The organism is Pseudomonas emilianonis, assembly GCF_023072625.1.
GTDB lineage: Bacteria > Pseudomonadota > Gammaproteobacteria > Pseudomonadales > Pseudomonadaceae > Aquipseudomonas > Aquipseudomonas paraveronii.
The window spans coordinates 1-4,006 of sequence record NZ_JAKNRV010000423.1 but is presented as its reverse complement, the minus strand read 5'-3'; the positions used below and the strand labels follow the sequence as shown (position 1 = coordinate 4,006).

5 protein-coding genes and 1 pseudogene are annotated in these 4,006 nt (G+C 56.1%); 1 reads left to right on the top strand and 5 read right to left on the bottom strand.

Annotated elements, in window-relative coordinates; genetic code table 11:
- Positions 1 to 99: 99 nt before the first annotated feature.
- Positions 100 to 854: pseudogene (locus L9Z73_RS26705) on the top strand (RHS repeat domain-containing protein); the annotation flags it as partial.
- A 90-nt stretch (positions 855 to 944) separates the two neighbouring features.
- Here the strand turns inward: L9Z73_RS26705 and L9Z73_RS26700 are convergent.
- The 5 genes from L9Z73_RS26700 to L9Z73_RS26680 all read right to left on the bottom strand — a co-directional run.
- Positions 945 to 1,175, bottom strand: coding sequence for a hypothetical protein (locus L9Z73_RS26700; RefSeq protein WP_247407556.1), 231 nt, complete (start codon positions 1,173 to 1,175; stop codon positions 945 to 947).
- Positions 1,176 to 1,330: 155 nt separating this feature from the next.
- Positions 1,331 to 1,558, bottom strand: coding sequence for a hypothetical protein (locus L9Z73_RS26695; protein WP_373423789.1), 228 nt, complete (start codon positions 1,556 to 1,558; stop codon positions 1,331 to 1,333).
- Positions 1,559 to 1,766: 208 nt separating this feature from the next.
- A complete protein-coding gene (locus tag L9Z73_RS26690; protein ID WP_247407554.1) occupies positions 1,767 to 2,300 on the bottom strand; it encodes a hypothetical protein in 534 nt (177 codons plus the stop codon).
- Positions 2,301 to 3,076: 776 nt separating this feature from the next.
- A complete protein-coding gene (locus L9Z73_RS26685) occupies positions 3,077 to 3,352 on the bottom strand; it encodes an HU family DNA-binding protein (protein WP_003213368.1) in 276 nt (91 codons plus the stop codon).
- 191 nt (positions 3,353 to 3,543) lie between these two features.
- Positions 3,544 to 4,006 (bottom strand): FAD-dependent oxidoreductase (locus L9Z73_RS26680; protein WP_247407552.1); only part of this gene is annotated, 463 nt, incomplete at its 5' end.

Sequence of the window (4,006 nt, the reverse complement as noted above, 5' to 3'; positions counted from 1 at the left end):
GACAACCTGATCGAGATCCGCGACCTCTGCGTCGCCTTCAGCGGCCAGACCGTGGTGCACAACCTGAGCCTGGATGTGCGCCCCGGCGAGTGCCTGGCGCAAAAGCACTTCGAGTACGACCCCGCCGACAACCTGATCGGCCGCCGGGAAGACGAACACCGCGAACTGCTGCACTACGACGCCACCGGCCGCATCATCGCCACCCAGAACAACATACAAGGCCAGCGCGAAACCTTCGCCTACGATGTCGCCGCCAACTTGCTCGACGGCCCCCAACCCGGTGCCGGGCTGGTGGTGCATAACAAACTGCTGACCTACCAGGACAAGCGTTACCGCTACGACGGCTTCGGCCGAATGATCGAAAAGCGCAGCGCCAAACGCGGCGTACAGCGCTTTGCCTACGACGCCGAAAGCCGACTGATTGAAGTACGCAATGAAAACGGCAGCGTGGTCAGGATGACCTATGACCCACTGGGCCGGCGCATTAAAAAAACCGAGCATGACCGCGATGGTTATCCGCTGGGCGAGACCCTGTTCATGTGGGATGGCCTGCGGTGTTGCAAGAGCATAAACACAGTCAAACCAGCCTGTACGTCTACGAAGACGAAGGCTACGAACCCTTGGCGCGAGTCGACGGCATCGGCCCGCTGCAAAAAATCCGCTACTACCACAACGACCTCAACGGCTTGCCGGAGCAACTGACCGAAGCTGATGGGCACAACGTCTGGCGAGCGACTTATCGGGTGTGGGGCAACACGCTGGAGGAGGCGCGCGAAGCGTATTTTATTGAAGAGCAGAACCTGCGATTTCAGGGGCAGTATCTGGATCGGGAGACGGGGCTGCACTTCAACACCTGAATCGCCTCGGGTTTCGTAGATACCTCCATGCCTCAGCCCATCTACTCGGTATGACGTTAGCTAAAGCAATGGCTGAATCGAGAACGCTCACCGGCGTGGCAATCCTTGTTCATATTGCTCGCGGGTAATTTCTCGGCCTGAGCACAACGCCTCTCTATATAAGCGGTGGTCGGGAGCAACGGGTTTAGCACGCTCCTGCGCGCCGTAAAATTTGACGTATATTTTCTTTCCAAGGTGATCCCAGCGATACGTAACTTCTTCAAAGTCGTAATCGATAAAAACATCTCTGATCAAAAGTATTTCGAAATTAATTGTCACTATTGCCTCTGATAGCGTCGTAGTATATTTATGAGGCACACGTCGCCTGATCAGATATCGGAGACCCGTAGTTTCAGCGAATTCATGACAATCTTCCAAGGCGTCTCATGATGAACAAAAAATCAGGAGTGGTCGTCAATGTCGTGATCAAAACGTCAGATCGCCGCGCCACGATTCGTACCCGGAGGGATAATCAAAAGCCCATCCAGTTCACGCCGACGGCAACGGCTCACAAATGGTAGCGCAGCATCTGGATCATGACTGAAAAGGTCAAAAGTCACCCGATCGATTTCATAATATTCCTCGTAGTCGACCATGCCATTGCTGACCGGAATCGATACATAGAATCGGCCTGAAATTTGTTCAACGCCTAAAGTGAACATATGCTCGGGTCTTACAATAATGTCCCGGAACTGAATGGTCATTTCTTAAGCTCCCTCTCGCCGACGAGTCAGGCGTCCGTAGTAGATATTGGACCGGCTGCACCGCACCCAAGCGGCTCTCAGGGATCGGTCTCTCTGCAAGCCAAGATCGTCCCGCAGGTATTCAAAGACCTCGGCAGGGCACCACTCCTTACCTGCCGAAAGTGCTTCAGATATTAAAGGGCACAAAGTCCGGCCCGCCGAGTTTGTCCCTTACAACCAGAGCGGTACGCATCAACGGATCCCATAGACCGTGCTGACTGTTCCAGGCAGCGCCCGCCCAACGTGTATCAACGACAAGGGCTGCCTTGTTGGCTTCAAGTTGCCCCTGAAGCGCTAGTGCAACGGCACTCATGTCGACTTCGAACAACCCGGCATAAAGACCTTGTGGTTGTGCGTGCTTTTTGCTCAGACAAAAACGGTAGTACCAGACCCAAACCGCCACCGCATAGATCGCCCGATTACGATCAGGGTAAGTCGCCAGAATTTTCAGCAAGGCCGTCACAAAGCGCGCGGAAAACAAGGGGTCGTGGGTCTCCTGCCAGTAACGCAGCAGCAGCAGATCGAACGCTGCGACGATATTCTGCGGCTCATCGTTATCGCTTTTGGCTTCCTGGAAGTAGAACGGCTCCCCCACGAGGAATTTGTCCAATTCGTCATTCGCCAGGGCCAGAAGCAGTACATTGTCTAGATTGGCACTCATTGAAGTCTCACTACATCAGGGTATGTCCGTCCGCCGGGACGCCATAATGAATTGACCCCACGCTCGTTACCGGTGGCCATGATTACCTTGGAGTGATACAGGTTCGTCATGTAAATCCCTTGCCGGGCGCCCCGCCGCCCTTCGAGACCGCACCGCTATTGTACTTTGACGGACAGGGCGGACTTGCCTAAAAAATCCGCCACTCTCCAATCTTGAATCGAACGTTTATCAACTATCCTCTGCATCAGCCTCTGCGTTCTTTACCAGTCTCTTGAGCATTCTGTTCATGTGCGTGTAGCGCTGTTCAATAGTATCTATTCGAGACTTGTCAGTCGGCGCGTCTGACGATTTAGGCGCTTCATGCGGTGTGTAAATAACTCCGTATCGTTTACCCAGGTCTTGCATCTGGGTTTCTATGCCATCCATGTTTTTTCAAGACTGTAGCTTCGGTTTCCACTTGAGGGGGCCAGAGGCCTTAGCGCCACTCGCGCCCAAACCACCCACCTTCTCATTACTTGCCGTGGGATATTCAACGCCGTCTCCGTTACCCGCACTCTAACCATATACACTCTTCGAGTGGTCAGCCGTTTGCGGCCCATTACCCGACGTCAATGGATCGGAGTTACCTGGCACGGTTGGCTGAGGTGGCGGAGCGATTAGGGGGAGATAAGTTTGATTGGTAAGTCGCTGTTTCTCGCCCACAAAAAATGGGCACCCAACCCAGTCGGCGTGCCCACTTTTTCTACCACCCCGCCCCCTTCGAGACGATACCGCTATTACGGGTTGACGCTGTCTTTGAGCGACTTGCCCGGCTTGAACGCAACGGTATTACTGGCCTTGATTTTCACCGGCTCACCGGTTTGTGGGTTTTTGCCGGTGCGGGCGCCGCGGTGGCGTTGCAGGAAGGTGCCGAAGCCAACCAGGGTGACGCTGTCCTTGCGGTGCAGGGCGCCGGTGATTTCTTCGAGAACGGCGTTGAGGACGCGATTGGCCTGTTCTTTGGTGAGGTCCGCTTTTTCAGCGATGGCGGCTGCGAGTTCTGGTTTACGCATAAGTGAAGCCTCTTTGACGGTTTTTTGTTGTTATGTCCGTGCTGCTCTCTAGTGGAGCAGCGCCCAAGGCGCCGCAGGCTCTACTCTGCGGCAGACGGGAGTGAGGATGGCATGCCCTCGGACGCCGCGCCAGTCTCGCGGCGACCTTTCTAGGGTGAAAAACAGGGTTATTCCGACAGAACGACCGGTATTTATGCCAGCAAAGGCGGAAGTTCTTTGTTCAACGCCAGTTTTTCCATCACGGCGCTGCCGGTCAGCGCGTAACCCAGTAGGCGGCCGCTGGTGTCGCGGCACAGGGCCTTGATGTCGGCGCCCTGCCCTTCGACGCTCCACACGCCTTCGGTGCCGCGTGGCGGTGGCGAAACGACCAGCGGGCAAACCGGGGTTTTCACGGTGACCGGCATCGGCCCGTAGCTGACAGCCGTGGCGTTGCCCGCCAGGGTCTGGGCCAGGGCGCGGGCGCAGCTCATCAGCGGCATGACATACAGCAGGTTCAGGCCATCGACCTCGGCGCAGTCGCCCAGGGCATAGATGTTGGCGTGGGAAGTCTTGAGGTGGCGGTCGACCATAATCCCACGGTTGATCTGCAGGCCGGCAGCCGCGGCCAGATCGACACGCGGGCGCAGGCCGATGGCCGAGACCACCAGGTCGCAG